This window comes from Gracilimonas sediminicola, assembly GCF_024320785.1.
GTDB lineage: Bacteria > Bacteroidota > Rhodothermia > Balneolales > Balneolaceae > Gracilimonas > Gracilimonas sediminicola.
This window is the reverse complement of record NZ_JANDBC010000001.1, coordinates 1,694,524-1,714,398: the sequence shown is the minus strand read 5'-3', so window position 1 is coordinate 1,714,398 and position 19,875 is coordinate 1,694,524. Positions and strand designations below refer to the sequence as shown.

Sequence of the window (19,875 nt, the reverse complement as noted above, 5' to 3'; positions counted from 1 at the left end):
TCACTTAATTAGCATTAATTTTCTTGTTAACTCTGCATTCCCAAGAGTAATTTTATAGACATACACCCCACTAGCCATATCACCGGCATTCCAAACCACAGAATAAGTCCCCGTTGGCTTCATCTCATTTACGAGCTGCGCTACTTCCTGCCCTAAAGCATTATAAATGGTCAGCTGCACTAATCCCTGTTCAGGTAAGGCATATCGAATGGTTGTTTTTGGATTAAAGGGATTCGGGTAGTTTTGATAGAGTTTAAACTCAGCCGGTAATTCAGAACTACTAGTTGGGGCTATTTGAGAAGCTATCACTTCGTTTAAATTACTGGTTGCGGTAAAATCAGACACCGAACCATCTCCCGAAAATATCAATTCACCAAGCTGTGCTCTCTCTTCTTCACCCAGGCCAATCATAGAGATATATAACTTTCCAGCTCTTTGATTGATGGCGTTCATCCATCCGGATTGTTTGTTTTTAAACCCTTCAAATGTGTATCCATGTGGAATGTTCACTTCCAGGTCTACCGACTCAAGCATACCGGCTGAAATGTCAATTTCAAGTGGAATCGTTACCTCGTTTTCCTGTTCTACTATGCGCCAGTTCCAATCAGCAATCAGTGGTTCAGCTTGTTTTGAAGCTATCCCGGCACAATTGAAAATACGGTCCAGCTGTACCACATCTTTCAAAATCTGGGCGGCATCATAGGAAGAAATCCAACCATTAGCGGTCACATCAGCATAAACGGAATCTTCATTAGCTAAAGGAAATTGTGGCGTCAACCGCACCCCATGCCGCAGAATCCAGGTGGCATCTTCGTTGGTTACCTGGCCGTCGTTGGTAACATCCCCGCATTTTCTTGGAATATCCATTACTTCAACGGTACCATTTACCGGATTTGCTACCGGTTCTCCCTCGTTAAAAAATAAGCTATTCCAGCTGAGGTCAGAAGCTCCAGGTTCTAACAACTTTACTTTTAAGGTTAATAAGTTCCCTGGATTAAAGACTTCTTCTGAACCTGCTCCTGTAAAAAAAATACTCCCGGTTTGATTTCGGTTACCCATCGTATCAAAGTCAGCAATCACCGAGCTGTCCATTGAGAGTTCGTATATATCCATGACCTGAGGGTTATATAACAAGCTGAATTCGAACGATTCGAATGTGGCAGCTTTATCAAACTCCAATGTAACCGGAATTTCAATGTCAGCTCCAACCGTATCTGATATGGATTCTGGAAAAGAAATAGTTACCGTTGCAGGTTCTGTATCTTCAACTATATCTGAACCTTCAATCGGTATAAGTCGGTATCCTCCGACATTATTGTCTGTTGTATCGTACTGACTCAAAATTCCCGTATAGGTAAACGCATGATCAGGAATCGTTGAACCAATAATATCCACGGATTCCTCGGCATCCACATATATCTTAACATCTGATACTCCACCAAATTTATCTGTTGATGAATAGAATACATTTTCGTTAAACAGGAGATCATCTGTTTCTATAATTCCAATCCCTGTAAGACGAATAACTTTGCTTTCAAGTTCCTCACTATTTTGCCCCAACTCATTTAAAGTGACCTCTTGGGCAATAGGCAAATCATTTCCGCTTGATAAGACTTCAAACTCCAATTCTCCTGCTATTTCAGCCAGTCCCTTGTTGTTTTGAAGTAACCCTATGATCCTTAGTGAATCACCCTTCTGAATTTGTCCATTTGTAATAGCATCACGAAAAGCTCCGCTTTCATTGAAAATTGCAATTCCAGCTGTTTCATCCTGAATTCTGGCATAGCTCCCCTGAACCCTTGTCACCACCCCTTCTGTGCCAACAACAGAATTATCTGCCAATGATCTTGCTTCAGAAATTGAGGTTATGTCTACAGTCTCAGGCTCTACTGTAGAGAATAGGGTGCCTGAAGCCCCACCCGTATAGATATTCGAATTAATTCCTGTTAAAAAATATAGAGTATTTGTTGTACCCAAATCTATGACTGACCAACTGGAACCGCCATTTGTTGTTTTTAATAGTATACCATCGTTTCCAGATATATATCCCACATTTGCATCTGTGAAATAAACCCCTCTGAGATCAGAATCTGTAGGATATGAAATGTCGGACCATGAACTACCACCATTAGTTGTTTTAAGTATTAGTCCTTCACCTCCGGCCGCATATCCGGTATTCCCGATGAAATAGAAATTGTTGATTCCTTCACCTCCTGACACATAATTAACCTCAGCCCAAGAAACACCCCCATCAGTTGTTCGAAAAATTCTTGAATTGGCAGCCCCTGTAAATACTTCGTTGATCGATTTTATATAAACAGAGTTGAAAAAAATAGGCGAAAGGCTTGCTTCATAATACCGTTCGTTCCAAGTCTCCCCACCATCATTTGTGAAAAATAAATGCCCATCAGACCCTGAAGCATACCCTTTATTTTCATCAAAAAACTTTATGTCTGTTATGCGCTCGTTACTGTCACTGGTAATAATTAATTGAGACCAAGTGTTCCCACCATCGCTTGTTTTAGCGTAATACCCATTATCACCCGTTATCCATCCTATCTGATCGTTAATAAAATAAGACCCCCAAATAGTGCCTGAAGTAGGTGAATTTACAGGCTCCCAGTTACTTCCTGCATCTTTTGTTATTTTCATTGTCCCGCTATTCCCGACTAAAAATCCTGTTGTTTCATCTATCAACGTCAGTTCCCGAAGGTATACTCCCGTTTCTGGATCTAGTTGATATAAAGATTGAGAGTAAGCACTAAATGAAAGCAATAATGCTAGAAAGAAGCTTAAAAAGTATTTAATAGACATAATTTCCCCAATTACCACATTAGTTAGTGCATCATTGCCTATTGAATCTCCCGCAGAAAAAAAGCCGAACTTTTTACAAAGTTCGGCTTCAAGCATCAAAGAAAGTCAGTTCTTACTCTTCTAATTCCCCGATCGCTCGCAGGTATTCTTTATTTATAGTAGGCTCATATTGGAAGCTTTCGCCGTTCCAGTAGAGAAGGGAGTCTTTGAAGGATTCCAGGTACTTGCCATCAGCAAGGATATCCGTTTGTCCGCTTTCATAAATATCTCGGGCATACGCATCATAAATATCAGTGCTGCCAACACTACTAACTTTAAAAGATTCATCAAATAAATAGAATACCTGCGCATTATTCTCTGTTCTTTTATTATTCAAATGATGGGTTTCAGCGATTGCGACTCTCAACCCATTATCACCTGTTTCAGATATATGGTATAAATCCGTCTCAAACCCCCTTCGCCCTCCACTGGTTTCAACAGGCAATGTTTTAGGAAATAATACATACAGCATTTCCACTGCGTTTTTATAGCCTTTGGTTTTATATCGCTCTGTAGATGCTCCCTGTCCAAATATGTAATCGTAGTCCAAAATACTGACAAATGCTTTTTTGAGTGAATTATTTAACCCACCAATAATAAGCTCTTGTTCAATGTCCTCATCAACATTCTTCACCAGCACTTCATGGATGGATCCGGCATGCAAATATTTCTTTTTAATTCTTCCGGTTTCTGAATCTAAAACCAACAAAAAAGAAGGGAAGTAATCTACATGGCGAGTAGAAATAATAACCTCTTCTACACCATCCTGATCTAAATCTTCACCCTGAATTAATTCTATAAATTGCTTGCCCGTATTTGTGTATGGGTGAAATTCGTAATCAAATGTTTCAGAGTGTTCAAAAGTCCACAGTGTATCTCCATCAACCGTTCCCAGCACTAACTTTTGTCTTCCAAATCCCGGTCCGTGATAACTCGTCCACAGGATTTCATTCTGCCCATCCCCGTTTGCATCAATCAGACTCACGATGTTCTCCCGATCAGATGGCAGATAATGTTCAAAGTAAACCGAGTAATCGCCGATTTCTATTTCTATCAGTTGAACTCCGGCATCATTCATAATCTTCATTACGTTTCCATCAAACTGTACGGCTGTTGGGTTCTTATCTAATGGACCATAAATTAACTTTCCAATCACTCCAAGCAGTACCAGAACCACAAATACGGCTAGTGTACTATTTCTTTTCATCCAAACCTTTTTAGCCGTGTGTTCTATAATTGATATCTGTTTATGAAGTGTGACCCTTCGGTCATAAAAAAGCTCCCTAAGCTCTCCGATTCCTTTCACCACCACATCTCTGCTCGGATATTCTTTCTGTAAATCGTCCACTAATTCCAGTACCGTTTCCAGCTGCTGTACCGGAACCACCAGTACCTGGGCCCACGAAAAAAAAGCAGCTTCGGCTTTTTGTTTCAGGGATTCCTCATCAACGGGCAATACTTGCCCCAACTCATTTATATCTCCGGTTATGGCAATTCCCGGATTAAGCTGAAAATATTCCCGCCGGTTTTCTGCTTTCAGCATCTCACAATAGAATAATCCACCCAACGCCAGATTTGCTGAATTCCCTGCGTGCCAGGTGTGACTTAGTTCAAAACTGGCCGTTCCGCTCCAATAGTTTTTAGTGTTAACACTCTCGACCAACAGCTTACCGGCTGCTTTCGCCGGCTTATCACCTAAATTTCCTGCATTTGCCCCAATCACACCAAACACGGGACGAAGCTCAAATTTCTTTTTCTTTGATTTTCCGACCACATCAACCCTGAGTTTTCTAAGACGTCCTTTTGCTTCAGCCATTCCTGAGGTTTCAACTACCGGAATAAATACTTCTCCGTAAGTCTTGTCATTCCCTTTTTTTGACAAACCCGAAAGAGAAGGAAGCCTGTTATCTTTTTCAATATGACTAACCCCAAGCCAGTCATAAATGTGGTGTAACCCTGTTTTTAAAAGGTTAATCTTGTGATCAATTTCATTGCCTTTCAGTTCCGGAATGGCTCCAATCACCTCTTCACAGGTTGAAATGATTTCCTCTAATTCAGCCGGGTGCAATCCTGTGAATAGTAATGGATGCTCAAGAGCAGGAAATAGGGCGAATAATTGAATCAGGTAGCTGTCAAAGGTCTGATAGTCACCTTTCAAGGCATTCATGAACTCGTAGATAAGAAAAAGCTGAACACGTTCAGAACCTGCGCGCTTAATTTCTGTCGTTAACCGACCAAAAGCTTTTTCTATCTTTAAGGGGTCCAATGTTGCTTTGGGTATTTTAAGTTTCCGAGTAACTGTTGAATTGTAATCGTTCTTTCAATGGCTTGATAATTAGCTGTTATCTAAAATCCCAAACCTATACTACCGAGCTCACCTTCCCGAGAATCGGGACTCCTTCACAAGGAGAGACTTTGTTCTGGGTTGTTAGTAGATCTGATACCTTTTCATGGTTTTAAATTTCATAAACGCGTCCTTCTCCTTGTTGAAGGAGAAGACAGAAGAGGTCGATAGCTAAGGGCTCATTTGTATAACGCATCTTTTTCGTTTCTAAAATTTCATTTTGTATGGTTCGGAATTCAAAGCCCCACACTTCGACCTCACCGAACCTCTCCTTCGCAAGGAGAGGCTTAATTCGAAGTGTGTAATAACTTTTACTTCTATTCATACTAAAATGCTTACCAACACGTCCTCCTCCTTACCAAAGAGGAGACAGAGGAGGTCGATAGCTAAGGTTTCAGCTGTATAACGCATCTTGTTCTTTTCTAAATTTCATTTTGGTAAGTACATAACTCAAAGCCCTAAACCCGACCTCCCTGTCACCTCACTCATAAAAATATAGATGTGCTTTTGAGTGCGGATCGGTAAGCTCAAAATTGATAGGCTGGCCTGACATCTTGATCAAATCTGAGGATTTATCTTGCACAACTAACACCCTTGATAAAACCGACCCTTCGTTCTTTACCTTAATCTGGACATGCTCATCATACTTCTGAATTTCCACTTCTTGCCCTGATTCATTTTTCACATTGAAAGATTTATTGGAGATGCCCGGATGGACTGTAGTCTTAAAAACGGGAATACGAAGCAGGGTAGAGACAGTGCTCCAGTCAATATCAGAAAGCTCTTGTACCCCTTTTAACTTTCCTTTTTCATTTGTTACCAAGTCAACCTGAGGGTTTAAAAGAGACAAAATCACATAACTATTGGGTTGTTTCTGGTTTCCTATCACATGAAATTGAAGGCTATGGCTTTGTTCATCTTCCAGAATTCGTACCACCGTTTTTCGTTCTTCCGATACCAAGGTAGCTTTTGTAACAAGACCGGAAGCCGAAGATTCTTTGGTCATAGCAGCTAATACTACCGGGCCGGAGTGCTGGTGTTTCTGTAATAATGTTAACGGAATTACTGCCTTGGATACCCTTGATGCCTTATCGAACTCTTCATAAAATTGCTTAAGAAACAGATATATGGCCTGCATCTCGTCTGACGTTTCAATGAGGCGCTCAACCTCGTTCTTTTCTTCTTCGGTCAGCTCTTCAGCAAAACGGATATACTGTTCAATTTTATATTCGTCTATTTTTGACACTGCTTATTATTTATCTGAGCACAACTCTGTTTCTATTTTCCATATCCTCACCAAAGATCAAACTTGCTGAAATTTTCCTCATTTTTAAGAACAAGAAGCAACCGTTGCCTGATGCCTTTTGCCATGTACTCGATGATTTTCCGGTATTCATCACGGTACCTTTCATAGGAAATTTCAGGAAAATAAAACTCAAAATGTTCGAAATATCCTTCTCTTGGTGAATGCTTAATAAAATCGGCGACGAGTATATCCTTCACAACCAACAGATATTTCTCAAAATGCTTTTCGTTAATTTTTCCAGAGCTGACATATGTTTGAAAAAGCTGTACCCTTTCTGTTGCTATACAATTCTTTATGAACGTATGAAGCTCACGCTCTTTATAAAGAGACATGCTATTTCCGAGCTTATCCTTTTCTTCCATTTCCAGGCGATAGGCGAATGATTTTCGAAGTATAACCGCAAAGCTTACCAGAGATACTTTTGAGGAGTATTCCCGTTCTTCTATCAGGATGTTTTTAAGCTCCTGAACGGCATCGACCGTATTGCTAATTCTTGATAAGGCAGAGGAGAGTTTTATCTCTAAGATTTCTTCCGGCATATTGGCTCGCGGCTTGTCCTTTTCTTCAAACTCAATATCACCTGTGTTGGAATCGTATCGAGCCCCCTCCACTTTTCCTTCATCAAGGGTCCGTTTCAAGTTCCTTATGATTTTTGAAAGGGAGGGATCGAAGTTGCGGTAGTTTCTGTAGAGCCCTTCGTTCACTTTGCTGAAAATTAGTCTCCGAAGCTTCGTAGCTACTTCACTTTCTTTTAATTTTTCAATTTCAGTGTCATCCAGATATCCTTCGATTTGCGAAAGACAGTCCCCCTCCTGACCAAATAAATCCGCAATACAGTCAAGGGCAAGGTCATCAATATTCTTGTATAGATGACTTAGCAGCAAGTTATTACGGTTGGCTTTTGTCCGCAGGTAAGCAACAGATATACGCCTGAAATGATCGCACAACCTGTTAATTGAATGCTTATCCCCTTGCAGGGCTGATATTAACGTATCTTTAATGTTCAAACTATAACCCCTTAATTAGTGTAGAATTAACACTATTCCATGTGTAAATTCAACTTTAATCTTAAGTAGCCCCTTTGAGATATTCACCGGATCAAGATCTGACACTCATTTTTCGTCCATGGAGTTTAGACATCCTCCCCCAACTTGATAATCCCCTGCTTTTTCGGTAGCCTTTCGTGAGCTTTTGAGCGTATTGCTTTTTCTTGTAGAGCCAGCTATTTCAGTAGCCTGGTGTTAACTGCAAGTTATAAATCTCCGAATCCGGAGAACATGAAGTCATCGAAATTCGCAATTTGGGAGCACTTCAACTCAAGCAGATCTTATTTTTAACTGCTTTGCCTTTCAATGTGTGCCGCCCTGACAACCGCTTAATTCATGTAAAAAGCGAGTCAATTTTAACTTTGTAACAACTACATCATGGGAATTCGAGGAGAAGAAAAACAGCCTGCTAAAAAAACAGGTATCAATAAATATTTTGACATCCATAAACCTGTATTCTGGCCGTCAGTAATATTGATTACCGCAATGATTGCCGCAACACTTTTACTCGGCGACCAGGCTGAATCATTATTCAGCACCATTCAATCTACAATCACTGATAATGGCGGATGGTTTTTTGTGATCGCCGTTAACGTGTTCATTATCTTTTCTTTATTCATTGCCTTCAGTCGATTTGGGAATATCCGGCTGGGTGGGGAGGACGCCGAGCCGGACTTCAGCACCCTTGCCTGGTTTGCCATGTTGTTCAGTGCCGGGATGGGGATCGGCATTATGTTCTGGAGTGTAGCGGAACCGATTTTTCATTACCTGTCCCCACCTATGGCTGACGGCGAAACTGTTGAAGCTGCCCAGCAGGCTATGAACCTCACTTATCTGCACTGGGGCTTTCACGCCTGGGGAATTTATGCGGTAGTGGGATTATCGCTTGGCTTTTTTGCCTTTAACCGAGGACTTCCCCTTTCCTTCCGATCGGTATTTTATCCGCTGATTGGAGATCGCATCAAAGGCTGGATGGGTGATGTGATTGACATCCTTGCCGTATTGGCCACTTTATTTGGATTGGCGACTTCATTGGGGTTAGGCGTGCTACAAGTAAGCGCCGGGCTCGATCATGTATTTGGCTTGCCGGATAACATCTACCTGCAGGTCGGGATAATTGTTGCCATTACCGGGGTTGCCACAGTTTCGGTGGTTCTTGGAATTGATAAGGGTGTTCGGGTGCTCAGTGAAATGAATGTCAGAATCGCCGCCTTGTTCCTGGTTTTTGTGATTTTGGTTGGTCCGACGATATTCATCTTCGATTCCTTCATTCAAAACTTTGGCGGTTACCTCAATTCTGTTGCCACCTTTAGTTTCTGGACGGAATCGTATGCCGGAACCAACTGGCAGAGTTCATGGACCATCTTCTACTGGGCCTGGTGGATTTCCTGGTCTCCATATGTAGGAATGTTTATTGCCCGTATTTCGAAAGGACGATCCGTAAAAGAATTTGTACTGGGCGTGCTGATTGTTCCCAGCATCATCACCTTCCTGTGGATGTCTGCGTTTGGCGGAACGGCCATCAGCCTGGAAATGAGCGGAACCGGAGCCATCGGTGATGCCGTAAATGAAAATGTAGCTACCGCACTTTTTGTATTTCTTGAACAGTTCCCGCTTGAGATGGTTACCTCCATTATTGCTATCGTGCTGATTTTGAGCTTCTTCGTCACTTCTTCCGACTCGGGCTCACTGGTCATCGACGGACTAACCAGCGGTGGTAAACTGGATGCCCCGGTAGGTCAGCGTATTTTCTGGGCTCAAACCGAGGGACTGGTAGCTGCCATCTTATTGGTTGGCGGAGGGTTAAGTGCCCTGCAAACAGCTTCCATCAGTACCGGTTTACCGTTCGCACTCATACTGTTGATTATGTGCTACAGCCTGCACAGGGGATTAAAACGCGAGTACAAAGAGAATCAACAGAAAGTAAAAGACAAAGAGCGCGACTCGTACGAAGACCTCGTCAAAGATACCATCAAGAATCAAAAACAAGAGGACTAAAAGAGTAGAATTATGAAGAATTTCGAACACTGGTTTGTTTGCTTAGACTTATCCAATATGGACGACATCCTGATTGGATACACCCATTTTCTAACTTCTGTCATTGAACCTAAAACCATCTCTTTTTTGCACGTGGTTGAGTCCGGAAATGTGGCAAAGGAAATGGCGGAATTGTTTCCTGATATTGAAACCGATCAGGATTTCGAAGACGTCATCAGGGATGAACTCAACAAAAAGGTTGAGGAACACTTTGGAGAGAATGACATCGAAATACGACTGATCATAAAAGAAGGACGCCCCACCGATCAGATTATTGAGCTGATGAATACCATGGATCCCGACCTGCTTATGATGGGTAAGAAAACCGGGTATGTGGGAGAAGGGGTGATTGCCCGCCGCATCGTTAAATATGTGCCGGCATCCATTCTGTTTGTACCGGAAAACAGCCGTTACGCTATGAATACCATTCTTGCTCCGGTCGATTTCTCCCGGCAATCAGCGAATGCTGTTAAACTGGCCCGGAATCTTGTGGAACCGCAGAATGGAACTGTTCAGGCACAGCACATCTTTAAATATCCCTCTCACTTTTTCCCATACATGCCCACGGAGGATGACAAAGACAAAATCCGCGGTCATATCGAAGAGCAGAAGAAGGAGTTTATTGAAGAATATGACCTCCCTGAGGATGTTACTTTCACCCTCACCTTACACAAAGAAGGGCGTATCGGGGATGAGGTTTATGATGAGGCCGTGAGAAATCAGGCCGACCTTATCATTGTCGGGTCTAAATCGGATAAGAAAATCACCAGTATTCTACGGGACGACTTCACCGATAAAATGACCTACTACTCGTTCGGGATTCCGCTGTTGGTCGTCAAGAACAAAGAAAAACATCAGAAGTTTTTGAAGACATTGTTTAGTTAAGCACCTGACTGTTCAGGGTCAACAGTGCTGGGCGCAACGCTCAAAGGACCTGCGGACGCTTTGAGGTTGCTGTAAGTAACACACTTGTCCTCATACTTCTCGTCATGAACCTCCGGCTCGTGACGCATAGCGGAACCGCTGACTCCATTTTATCCTCGTTGAGGTGCTCTGCTCCGCAATACCATAGCGAGGCTCTGCCTCTAACTCTTCGTTTGTTTTTATGATATTCACAATGCACCCCGCGGGAATGACAGCACAATGGCAAACCGTTTTAATATCGTCATTGAATACAGGAATTCGTATCTTCGTCCCGCAATAATTTAATCGCACATTAATCAACGACTATGCAATTTTTACCACTTTTTTTAATGGGTAATCCTGACGACCCAAACGCCGGCATCATCAACCTGGTGTTTCTTGGCGCTATTTTCCTGGTATTTTACCTATTCATCATTCGCCCGCAAAGTAAACGACAAAAGGAAATTAAAGAGCAAGTTGAGGGCATGAAAAAGGGCGACAAAGTTGTTACTTCTTCAGGCATCATCGGCATCGTGGATAAAATCGAAGAAAATGAATTTTTGCTCGATATCGACAGCGGCACCAAACTTCGCATGTTGAAGTCGGCCGTAACCGATGTGAATCCTCATAAAAAAGACAAAGACTAACTTTGTCTTATTAAATCACAATTAACTCAACATATTAAATCTACCAATTCCGACCTCTTTTGTTTTCTCCATCATCAAGGAGAAAGACTCGTTGTTAAAGAGTTGAAATTGTGAATTAAGATAGAAATTGTGATCAAGCGCCAATAAGTCCTCTCCTTGCGAAGGAGTCCCGATTCTCGAGAAGGTGAGGTCGAAGTTTAGGCTTCGAAGTTATAATTTGCCCACAAACCAATTTCAATCATTAAACCATGAATAAGGAATTTCACTTTAACACCATCCCCGAAGCCATTGAAGACATTAAAAATGGCAAAATGGTCATCGTTGTAGATGACGAAGACCGGGAGAACGAAGGTGATTTCCTGATGGCGGCCGAAATGGTTACCACCGAGGCCATCAACCTGATGGTAACCCATGGCCGTGGACTGGTTTGTGCTCCCATCACCAAAGAAAAAGCCGATAAGCTGCATTTACGGCATATGGTGCAGGAAGGTGCCGATCCGGACGAAGCCAATTTCACCATTTCCATCGATCACAAACGGCAGACCACAACCGGAATTTCTGCTGCCGATCGAGCCAATACCATTCGGGAACTTGCCAGCGATGATTCCAAACCGGTTGACTTCCGTCGCCCCGGACATGTTTTTCCGCTTCTTGCCGCAGAGGGCGGAGTTCTGCGAAGAGCCGGCCACACCGAAGCAGCCATCGACCTTGCCCGACTTGCCGGCTTAAAACCGGTGGGTATTATTTGTGAAATTATGAAGGAAAACGGGGAGATGGCCCGCGTTCCGGATCTCATCAAAATGGCCGATGAGTTTGAGATGAAGATCATCACGATAAAAGATCTTATTGCTTATCGTAACGAAAACGAAACGCTGGTCCACGAGGTGATGGATGTGAACCTGCCCACCATGTATGGCAATTTCAGCCTGCGTGCTTTCAAAGAAAAGCTCACCGGCGATATTCACCTGGCATTAACCAAAGGCAGCTGGACGAAAGAAGAACCGGTACTTACCCGTGTTCACTCTTCCGATTTGATTGGGGATATTTTCGGTGCCCGCAATAAAGATACCAGCGAACAGCTTCACCAGGCCATGCTTCAGGTTGAAAGGGAAGGCAAAGGCGTGGTTTTATATATGAACCGAAACCAACGGGGCTCTGTGCTGGTAAATCAGTTGAAAACTCTGAAAGCTTTGCAGCAGGGTAAGCTGGAAGACAACGAAGAAGACATTTCCCCACGAAGTGATGCCCGGGATTACGGTGTCGGCGCTCAAATTCTTCGCTCACTCGGCATCAGAAAACTGAAGCTGATGACGAATAATCCTGTAAAAAGAATTGGAATCAAAAGTTTTGGGCTCGAGATTGTAGATCAGGTCCCCATCGAGCACAATTTTGATTTCTCAGCTCAAAAATATCCTTTCGAGAAAGAAGAAGGGAACCCAGATAGCTAAAATACTTTCCCACTACTTCTCGACCTCTCCTCGTCACGAACCTCCGGTTCGTGATGCATAACGGAACCACTGGTTCCATTCCATTTTCAGCCCGTCAATCTATTCTATCACACTAAAAAATGTTGAACCAGAGGTTCAGGCAGGCATTTCTAACGGGACGGTAGGAACGAGTAAAAATCACTACTTCAAGGAGAATAGTGATTAAACGAACGATTCCCGATTTCTCGGGCGAGGAGCAATTTGCGAAATTCCCAGATAAGTTTTTTTAAAACTTTTTGTAACAAATCGTGTGTGTGACTCTTATCTCAAAATTATTGATAAATAGAGTGCTAACACATGAAATATTTACTACTAATAGGGTTTACCGGGCTGTTGATATTAACGGGTTGTTCAGATTCCGGGGTGAATGTGTCATCTGATCAAACAATCTTTTTGCTGGAGGGGGATGCTCCATTGCCAAGCCAGAATAATATTTCTTGGTGGGAAGTAAGAGAAGGTAAATCGAAATCGGCAAAACCAAGTCTTTCTACCCTCAGTACCGAACAGGTAAGTAAGTTATATAAGGTTTTAGATGAATACAGCCAAAGAAAGAACACTCCATATGTAGCTTTTTTAAGCTCAAAAAAGAATAATAAGGATGGGAAAAAAGAAAAGAAATTTAAATATAGATATTTCAAGCTAAAGCCAAATCAAACAGCAATTGATAAATCTGAAGGAGAAAAGGCGTTTTATTTTCATATTTTTGTTGATCCTGCTAATCACGAAATCTATCAAATATTGGCTGTATTGGTGCCTAAGACAGAAGAACAGATAAAAATTGTTAAGGAATGGGGAGACAAACTTAATGGTAACAGTAGCGTCAGAATTGATTCTTCCAACAATCGTAATAAGTCTATGGCATGTACCTATGAAGAGGGACTAGTTTGGGAGCCTTTGTGTGGTTGTTTTAGTATTGGTACTGTTGAAGTATGTGATCAGCAAATAGATGATGAGGACCCGGGAGGTGATACTGGGGACGGACCAGCTAATTGCTACTACGAACCCGAAGGCTGTGAAGAAGATACCAATCCGAATGACGATGGGAGTAGTCCAGGAGGTGACCCTAATAACAGCAGTTGTCCCGCAGGACAGGTAGAAGACGGAAATGGAAATTGTATAGACGGTGAAGTTCCTTGTCAGGGAAATCCAGTTAAAAACCCAAGAATTGCTGAACAAAAACAAAATTCAGGCTTAGACGGAGGCAGATTTACAGTAGGAGATGATGCGGTAAGAGATGGCGGAAATAGGGATCATAAAGGTCTTGATTTGCTGGTAGGTCATGGAGAGCCTCTTTTTTCCATGAGAGAGGGTGAAGTAAAAGCCATTGGTAATGATAAAGATGGGCTTGGGAAATATGTCATTGTTAACTACGATGTTGGGGGGGGAAGATGTTTGGATACTGTATGCACACTTAAATACTGTTAATGTTGGTAGTGGAACCATCCCTCAGGGGACGGTAATTGGGACGGCAGGAATAAGTGGGAATTTAGCAGGAGCTATCGAGAAAAATTTTGCCTATCAGCATGTGCATATGGAAGTAAGAATTGGAGGCTGGAGTGGTTCTGCTAAAGATCCTGAGAACTATATAAATACAAAATTCTATACAAATGGTAACGTTGTCCCTGGAACAGACTGTTAATTTAACTAAATTACGATACTATGAAGACTTTAAATATTTTATCAACACTACTTATTTACTTACTTTTTACAACACCAAGTTTGTATGCGCAAGGACAAATAGGTGACGGTGAAGAGAGTCCGCTCCAAACTCAGTTACGAGGTACAAATATGATTTCCTGCAGCTCGTATGATGCCATCAACTATAATGGCCATACGGTTAGCGAGATAGATGCTACAGAAGGAAACATCAGTGATCTAAGCCAGCTTTATGGAAGTCCAAGCTCTGTTAATGATGACAACGCCATAATTCATGCATATGTGTACTTGTATGGTACAAATAGAGTCGCATTTAGGGAGGGCAAGCTAACAAGAGTAGATATTAAAGAAAGCAACTGGCCTATTACCGTTTTAGGAAAAACCATTAGGGTAGGTGACAGCTTTTCTGAAATGAAGCAAAAGTTTGGGGATGACCTTAAAATTATTTACAAACCTTCTATTGATGCTGACTATTCAGTGTCATTTGGTTGTTCAGGAAATGATGGTGATGGATTCCTAATTGATTTTAGCACAACCACCAACCAAGTTGTAGAAATCGTATACTTTGTTAATCCTTAGCATAAATTTTTTTCAGAAGAGAAACATCCTGTCTTCATAGATTAATTATTTTGACCGAAAACCCAATCAGGCATGAGGCCATTCCGAATGGAGCGTTCGGAACAAGACAAAACAAGAAGGCTCAGAGACAGAAAGTTAAATAATCCCTTCCTGTTTGGTAGGCTCATCCGGGGTAACATCTTCCGGTACTTCGGAGGACTCTTCTTCTGCTTTTTGTGTGATAAAGAAGCGTTTGTTGAACAGCAGCAGCAGAATGATGGAACAGGAAATGGCGATATCGGCCACGTTAAAGATGTAAGGGAAAACGGTCCAGTCACCAATCTGAAGTGAGAAATAGATAAAATCGACCACATGGCCTTCCAGCACACCGCCGTAATCCATAATTAACCCCATAAAGAGCCGATCGGTGATATTGCCGAAAGCTCCCCCTATAATCAGCCCCATACAAACCAGATAACCAACACCGGCCTGGTCCAGGTTACGGAGGATATATATCAAAATTCCGGTGACGGCCAGAATTGCTATGACACTGATAACGGGCGTAGAGAGTACGTCTATACCCAGAGCCATCCCGGGATTCTTGGTGAAATAGAATTGCAGCCATCCGTCTATAAGGACTTTATTCTGCAATTCAGGGGTAGTCCGGATCAGCCATTTCGTAATCTGGTCAATAGCCAGCACAATGACAGCCGGCACTAATAAAGCGAGCAGTTTTTTTCGGGTCAAACCGGTAGGGTTATCTGCGTTTCAGTTTTGCTTCGATACTCAACTGAGTATGGGGCACAGCTTCCAGCCGGCCTTTGGATATCTTTTTCCCGGTTACCTTACACACGCCGTATGTTTTATTATCGATGCGCTTGAGGGCGTCGTCCAGATATTTTACAAACTTACGGGTTCGGTTAAAGAGCATGTAGGTTTTTTCCCGCTCCTGAGCATCTGTTCCGGCATCCGCCATGTGGTAAGAATAGGCCGATTCATCCGAAGCATTTTCCATGCTTTCGCGAAGGGTTCGCTGCAGAGCATTCAGCTCTTCTTCAGCTTCTTCCATCTTCTTGATAATAATCTCGCGGAAGTACTCCAGTTCTTTATCGCTGTAGGGAGATACTCTTTCTTCGTTTTTTGATTCTTCTTTAGCCATAGCTGCTTGGTTATGAATTAATATTTCTTCGGATGGAGATGGTGCACTCTTCCTCTCCAATTTCCCAGCTCTTGGTGAAGTCTGATACTTCCAGCTCTGAGATTTGAATTTCTTCCGCCAGTGTTTCCTTCTTAATATAATCACTCATAGAAACAACGGCTTCTTTAATATTGTCCGCTCCGGTAAAACCAATCGCGATGCGATCAGTCACGTCAAAGTTCGCTTCTTTCCGCATATTTTGCACACGGTTCACGAATTCACGGGCTATACCTTCCTGAATAAGTTCTTCACTGAGATCCGTATCCACAGCCACGCTTAAACCGCCTTCGGTTTCTACCGTCCAGCCCTCAAGTCCGGTGCGGATAATCTCTAATCCTTCTGAGTCAATACGGATGGTTTCACCTTCTACGTCCAGGTCAATCCAGCCATTTTTCTCAAAATCGGTGATTTCTTCCGTGGTCAGTTCTCCAATCCGGGCGGCTACAGGCTTCATTTTTGGCCCCAGCCTCTTACCCAGAACCGGGTAGTTTGGTTTCGCCGATTTCCGAACAATTCCGGAATCATCGTCCACAAACTGAATATCTTTAACGTTCACCTCTTCTAATATTATGTCGCGAACCGATTCAATGGCCTGCCGCTCACTCTCATCCTTAATAGGAAGGATAATTCGTGCGAGGGGTTGACGAACATTCATCTCAATTTGGTTACGTACACGTAATACGATATAGGAAATCAGCCGGGCCATCTCCATCTTATGCTCCAGCGCCTTGTTGATCGCTGTCTCTTCCACGGTCGGGAAGAAGGCAATATGAACCGACTCCTCATCCTGCTGAGTCACGCTATTCAGCTTCTGATACAACCACTCGCCAATAAATGGAGCAATAGGGCTGATCAGCTTACTGAGGTTGCTCAGGCATTCATATAAAGTTTGATAGGCAGCTGTTTTATCCAGCGTGTTTCCTTCTTTCCAGAAGCGCCGCCGGTTCCTGCGTACGTACCAGTTACTCAGCTCTTCCACAAAGCTTTCCAGTTCGCGGGCAGCCTTGGTCGGCTCGTAATCTTCATAAAATTCTTCAACCAGCTTAACGGTTGTGTTCAGCTTCGATATCACCCACTTGTCAATTTCGGGGCGATCAGCAATAGGAATAGCTGTTCCTGAGAAGGTAAACCCATCAATATTCGCATACATCGCAAAGAAAGAGTAGGTGTTTACGATGGTGTTGAAAAACTTCCGCTGAACTTCTTTCAGTCCGTCATCACTGAACTTCAGATTCTCCCACGGGGAAGAGTTACTCATCATATACCAGCGTACGGTATCGGCTCCATATTCCTGAATAACCTCAAAAGGATCTACCGTATTTCCTTTCGATTTACTCATTTTCTCGCCGTTTTCGTCGAGAACCAGTCCATTGGATACTACATTCTTGTACGCCTGTTCATTGAACAGCATCGTTCCCAATGCATGCAAAGTATAGAACCAGCCGCGGGTTTGATCCACGCCTTCCGCGATAAAATCGGCCGGATAGTTGTAGCTGAATTCATGGTCATTATCAAAAGGATAGTGCCACTGGGCAAAAGGCATGGCGCCGGAGTCGAACCAAACATCCAGCAGGTCAGGGATGCGGCGCATAGTTCCACCGTCGGGGCCTTCCCAGGTTAACTCATCTATATAGGGACGGTGCAGATCGATTTCGGCATCTTCATCCAAACCGGCTTTTTCACGGAGCTCGGCCATACTGCCAATACATTCCACATACTCCGGGTCTTTATCACTCACCCAAATTGGTATCGGTGTTCCCCAGTATCGCTGACGGGAAACCGCCCAGTCCACGTTATTTTCGAGCCAGGTTCCGAAACGACCGGTTCCGGTACTTTCCGGCTTCCAGTTGATTTGCTTGTTCAGCTCAACCATCCGGTCTTTTACTTTGGTGGTTTCGATAAACCAGGATTCTACCGGGTACGACATCAATGGCGTCCCTTTTCTCCAGTCGAACGGATAGTTGTGGACCATGGTCTCATGCTTGTACATGAGGTTCTTTTCCTTAATAGCCCGGGCAATATCTTTGTCGGCTTCTTTGAACCACTGCCCCTGAAAGTCAGGAGCTTTTTCGGTGAACTTACCGTCCCGGTCAATCGGGTTGAACATCGGAATGTCAGATTTCTGGCACGAGTCAAAGTCATCAGCACCAAAGGCAGGTGCGGTATGAACCACGCCGGTGCCGTCTTCGGTTGTCACATACTCAGCCGGAATCACTCTCCAGGCCTGCGACTTGTCATATTCTTTGAAGGCAAAATCGAATACAGGCTCATAAGTGCGGTGCAGCAGCATTGAACCTTTCATTTCTTCCTGGATGATGTAATCCTCACCCAAAACCTCTTCCACACAATCCTTGGCCATGATGAAAGTCTCATCAAAATGCCCCACTTTCACATAGTCCAGATTCGGGTTCACGGCAAGCGCCATGTTGGAAACGATGGTCCACGGAGTAGTGGTCCAGGCCAGAAAATACGTGTTCTCTTCTCCTTCAACCGGAAACTTCACATAGATAGAAGGGTCCTGCGTTTCCTTATAGCCCAAGCTTACTTCGTGGGAAGAAAGTACAGTTCCACTGCCGGGAGAGTACCATTGAATTTTATAACCTTTGTACACCAAATTCTTTTCGAAGAGCTTATTAAACGCCCACCAAACCGACTCGATATAATTATTTTCGAAGGTAACGTATGGGTTATCCTGATCAACCCAATAAGCCATACGGGAGGTTAATTCATCCCAAAGATCCTTGTATTTGAGCACACTCTCGCGGCACTTGGCATTGTATTTTTCGATGCCATATTCCTCAACTTGTGCGCGGCCTTCGAGCCCTAATTCTTTTTCAACTTCAATCTCAACGGGTAAACCGTGCGTATCCCAGCCGGCTTTTCGCTCAACTCTGAAGCCCTTCAATGTTTTATACCGGCAAAACATATCCTTTACCGTGCGAGCCATAACATGGTGAATGCCCGGCTTGCCATTGGCTGTGGGCGGCCCCTCAAAAAAGGTATAGGGAATGCCATCCTCACGCGTCTTGAGGCTCTTTTTAAAAATCTTGTGGTCCTTCCACCAATTCAGGGTTTCAACTTCTGATTTGGGAAAGCTTAACTGCTTTATTTCTTCGAATTTTTTTGCCATAAAAAACTTAGTTCCGGCGAATCATTTATAAGCCTCAAATATACAAAATATCAGAGAAAACCATGTATTCAGTTCGTTCAAAAAAATCTGACACTTGCAGCTAAGGCACAATTGGTTTTAAGGAAGGCTAAATGAAAAGGGATGAAAAGCTGTTTAGCAACACATACCTTTGGAAAAAAATTAATTCAATTATTGTGACTGAAACCTATCACCGAACCATTTCAAAAGAAAACCCTTATAAACTCGTTTTTGTGTGCCTGGGTAATATCTGCCGAAGTCCTACCGCCGAAGGCGTCTTTATTCATAAAGTGAGGGAGGCCGGTTTGGAAAATTATTTCTATATCGATTCGGCCGGGACAGCCGCTTACCATGTAGGTGAATCGGCCAACAGTAAGAGCCAGGCTACCGCAAATAAGCATGGAATTCACCTCCCCTCCAAAGCCCGAAAGTTTGAATATGCCGACCTGGAAGAGTTCGACCTCATTTTGGCTATGGACTCCGAAAATTTCAAAAATATCAAAACCTTAGACCGAAAAAATCGATTTTCGGATAAAATAAAGATGATGCGCGAGTTTGATCCCAATCCCGGAGATGGAGAAGTACCCGACCCTTATTATGGCGGACTGGAAGGATTCGAAAATGTATTCCAGGTGTTGAACCGAAGCTGCGAAGCTTTGCTTGAAGAATTAGAACCCCTCATCGAAAAATAA

General features: G+C 43.0%; 14 protein-coding genes. 7 read left to right on the top strand and 7 right to left on the bottom strand.

The window, feature by feature from the left end; all coding sequences use genetic code 11:
* From NM125_RS07805 to NM125_RS07790, 4 genes are all read right to left on the bottom strand, one after another.
* Complete coding sequence (locus tag NM125_RS07805) at positions 1-2,910, bottom strand: YCF48-related protein (RefSeq protein ID WP_255134347.1); 2,910 nt, start codon at positions 2,908-2,910, stop codon at positions 1-3.
* A gap of 16 nt (positions 2,911-2,926) precedes the next feature.
* Positions 2,927-5,119: a hypothetical protein gene (locus NM125_RS07800; protein ID WP_255134346.1), complete on the bottom strand. Its 2,193-nt coding sequence runs from the start codon at positions 5,117-5,119 to the stop codon at positions 2,927-2,929.
* A 559-nt stretch (positions 5,120-5,678) separates the two neighbouring features.
* On the bottom strand, positions 5,679-6,443 hold the full coding sequence (locus tag NM125_RS07795; RefSeq protein ID WP_255134345.1) for a hypothetical protein: 765 nt from the start codon (positions 6,441-6,443) through the stop codon (positions 5,679-5,681).
* A 47-nt stretch (positions 6,444-6,490) separates the two neighbouring features.
* Complete coding sequence (locus NM125_RS07790; protein WP_255134344.1) at positions 6,491-7,510, bottom strand: hypothetical protein; 1,020 nt, start codon at positions 7,508-7,510, stop codon at positions 6,491-6,493.
* Positions 7,511-7,927: 417 nt separating this feature from the next.
* Between NM125_RS07790 and NM125_RS07785 the strand changes: the two genes are divergently transcribed.
* From NM125_RS07785 to NM125_RS07760, 6 genes are all read left to right on the top strand, one after another.
* On the top strand, positions 7,928-9,547 hold the full coding sequence (locus NM125_RS07785) for a BCCT family transporter (protein WP_255134343.1): 1,620 nt from the start codon (positions 7,928-7,930) through the stop codon (positions 9,545-9,547).
* Between the two features lie 12 nt (positions 9,548-9,559).
* Entirely contained in the window at positions 9,560-10,471 is a 912-nt protein-coding gene (locus NM125_RS07780; protein ID WP_255134342.1) for a universal stress protein, read from the top strand.
* Between the two features lie 344 nt (positions 10,472-10,815).
* Entirely contained in the window at positions 10,816-11,136 is a 321-nt protein-coding gene (gene yajC, locus NM125_RS07775; protein ID WP_255134341.1) for a preprotein translocase subunit YajC, read from the top strand.
* Positions 11,137-11,384: 248 nt separating this feature from the next.
* A complete protein-coding gene (ribB, locus tag NM125_RS07770; RefSeq protein ID WP_255134340.1) occupies positions 11,385-12,584 on the top strand; it encodes a 3,4-dihydroxy-2-butanone-4-phosphate synthase in 1,200 nt (399 codons plus the stop codon).
* 336 nt (positions 12,585-12,920) lie between these two features.
* Positions 12,921-14,048 (top strand): M23 family metallopeptidase, encoded by a 1,128-nt coding sequence (locus NM125_RS07765; protein ID WP_255134339.1) that lies wholly within the window; start codon positions 12,921-12,923, stop codon positions 14,046-14,048.
* Positions 14,049-14,282: 234 nt separating this feature from the next.
* Positions 14,283-14,858, top strand: coding sequence for a hypothetical protein (locus tag NM125_RS07760; RefSeq protein ID WP_255134338.1), 576 nt, complete (start codon positions 14,283-14,285; stop codon positions 14,856-14,858).
* 135 nt (positions 14,859-14,993) lie between these two features.
* Here NM125_RS07760 and NM125_RS07755 read toward each other — a convergent pair whose 3' ends face one another.
* From NM125_RS07755 to ileS, 3 genes are read right to left on the bottom strand one after another with little or no spacing between them, the layout of a single operon-like run.
* Positions 14,994-15,584, bottom strand: coding sequence for a signal peptidase II (locus tag NM125_RS07755; RefSeq protein WP_255134337.1), 591 nt, complete (start codon positions 15,582-15,584; stop codon positions 14,994-14,996).
* Positions 15,585-15,594: 10 nt separating this feature from the next.
* Complete coding sequence (locus tag NM125_RS07750) at positions 15,595-15,996, bottom strand: TraR/DksA family transcriptional regulator (protein ID WP_255134336.1); 402 nt, start codon at positions 15,994-15,996, stop codon at positions 15,595-15,597.
* 10 nt (positions 15,997-16,006) lie between these two features.
* Complete coding sequence (gene ileS / locus NM125_RS07745) at positions 16,007-19,165, bottom strand: isoleucine--tRNA ligase (RefSeq protein ID WP_255134335.1); 3,159 nt, start codon at positions 19,163-19,165, stop codon at positions 16,007-16,009.
* A 194-nt stretch (positions 19,166-19,359) separates the two neighbouring features.
* On the opposite strand from ileS, the gene NM125_RS07740 reads away from it, so the two are divergent.
* Positions 19,360-19,875 (top strand): low molecular weight protein-tyrosine-phosphatase, encoded by a 516-nt coding sequence (locus NM125_RS07740; protein ID WP_255134334.1) that lies wholly within the window; start codon positions 19,360-19,362, stop codon positions 19,873-19,875.

What these genes read in the sequence shown, in the direction of transcription:
- NM125_RS07805 (WP_255134347.1), bottom strand. Translation starts at nt 2,910, where the DNA reads ATGCTTGAAGCCGAACTTTGTAAAAAGTTCGGCTTTTTTTCTGCGGGA.
- ileS (WP_255134335.1), bottom strand. Translation starts at nt 19,165, where the DNA reads ATGGCAAAAAAATTCGAAGAAATAAAGCAGTTAAGCTTTCCCAAATCA.
- yajC (WP_255134341.1), top strand. Translation starts at nt 10,816, where the DNA reads ATGCAATTTTTACCACTTTTTTTAATGGGTAATCCTGACGACCCAAAC.
- NM125_RS07765 (WP_255134339.1), top strand. Translation starts at nt 12,921, where the DNA reads ATGAAATATTTACTACTAATAGGGTTTACCGGGCTGTTGATATTAACG.
- NM125_RS07750 (WP_255134336.1), bottom strand. Translation starts at nt 15,996, where the DNA reads ATGGCTAAAGAAGAATCAAAAAACGAAGAAAGAGTATCTCCCTACAGC.
- NM125_RS07780 (WP_255134342.1), top strand. Translation starts at nt 9,560, where the DNA reads ATGAAGAATTTCGAACACTGGTTTGTTTGCTTAGACTTATCCAATATG.
- NM125_RS07760 (WP_255134338.1), top strand. Translation starts at nt 14,283, where the DNA reads ATGAAGACTTTAAATATTTTATCAACACTACTTATTTACTTACTTTTT.
- NM125_RS07785 (WP_255134343.1), top strand. Translation starts at nt 7,928, where the DNA reads ATGGGAATTCGAGGAGAAGAAAAACAGCCTGCTAAAAAAACAGGTATC.
- ribB (WP_255134340.1), top strand. Translation starts at nt 11,385, where the DNA reads ATGAATAAGGAATTTCACTTTAACACCATCCCCGAAGCCATTGAAGAC.